The sequence below is a fragment of the Alcaligenes sp. Marseille-Q7550 genome (genome assembly GCF_965112015.1).
The window spans coordinates 1-1,122 of record NZ_CBCOPU010000024.1 but is presented as its reverse complement, the minus strand read 5'-3'; the positions used below and the strand labels follow the sequence as shown (position 1 = coordinate 1,122).

Here is a 1,122-nt window from a genome sequence, read left to right as displayed (position 1 = left end):
GACCAGTCGCACTTCCTGGTGCTGCAGTTCCAGGAGGAGCGCCTGCTGTCCTGGCAGCCCTGGCTGCGCGACGCGGTGGCGCGGTCCTTTTCCGCAGCCACCGGACCGGCCCGCATCGCGATGGACATGCTGCGGCTGGGCCTGGAGGAGCGCGGCAGTCTGCCGGCCTCGGCGCTGGCCGAGCTGTCGGACACCGTGATCCGCATGATGGGCCTGAGCCTGGCCGAAGGGCGTGCGGCGCCCGCGGAATCGGCCCTGGACGAGGTGCGGCGCGGCCAGTTGCTGCAGATCCAGCAGCACATCCAGGCGCATCTGGGCGATCCGGGCCTGACGGCCCAGGCGCTGGCCGCGCAGTTCCGCATATCGCGCCGCTATCTGTACAAGCTGTTCGGTGATGCCGACCGCGCCCAGGCGGTCGCTGGCGGCCAGGTTGCAGAAGCCGCGCCGCGAGGCCGGCTGGATCTCCAGCGGCACGAAATAGTCGCACACCACTTCCTGCCAGGCCGCCAGGCTCTTGAAGGAGGAAGAAGGAGTGCGCAATAACATGGACATTGCCTGAAGGCCGGATGCGGCCGCCGCCGTTGTTCGGGAACCGGGACGCACCGGAGCGCCCCCGCCGATTTTTATAACTTTAAAAAATACAAGCGTCTACGGTCGTTAACCCGGCCCCCTCAGCGTTCCATGGAGCCGTAGGTGTACGGCGCGGGCTCCAGCCCCATCTCCTGCAATTGCCGGGTCAAGGCGGTGCGCGCCTGCAGGACGTCGTCAAAGCGCAGGCGGCGCGAGGCCCCGACCTCCGCGGACGTGAAGGGCTTGTAGTCCGGGGTGATGTCCTCGGGGCTGTACTTGGCCACGATCCAGTTCAGCACCCGGGCCAGCTCCGCATTGTCCAACTGCGACTGGGCCGCGCCCGGCACCCGTATCATGTATTGCCGCCCGGCGGGCAGGCGCGTGAACAACCCGATGGACTGGTTGAAATCCGGAATGCCGCGATGCGACAGGCCGCGGCCGTCGTAGCGATGGCAGCCCGCGCACTGCAGCATGTAGTCCTTGAAGGCCTGGGAGCTTTGCAGGTAGTCGCCCGTCCCCGTCATTTCCTCCTGGGCGCCGGCGAGCGGCGCC

Annotated in this window: 1 protein-coding gene and 1 pseudogene; one reads left to right on the top strand and one right to left on the bottom strand. The window is 67.8% G+C overall.

Annotated elements, in window-relative coordinates:
- A pseudogene (locus ACWPWO_RS18825) lies at positions 1 to 543 on the top strand (hypothetical protein); the annotation flags it as partial.
- Between the two features lie 128 nt (positions 544 to 671).
- Here the strand turns inward: ACWPWO_RS18825 and ACWPWO_RS18820 are convergent.
- On the bottom strand, positions 672 to 1,122 hold a 451-nt coding region (locus tag ACWPWO_RS18820; RefSeq protein WP_454007894.1), incomplete at its 5' end, for a cytochrome C.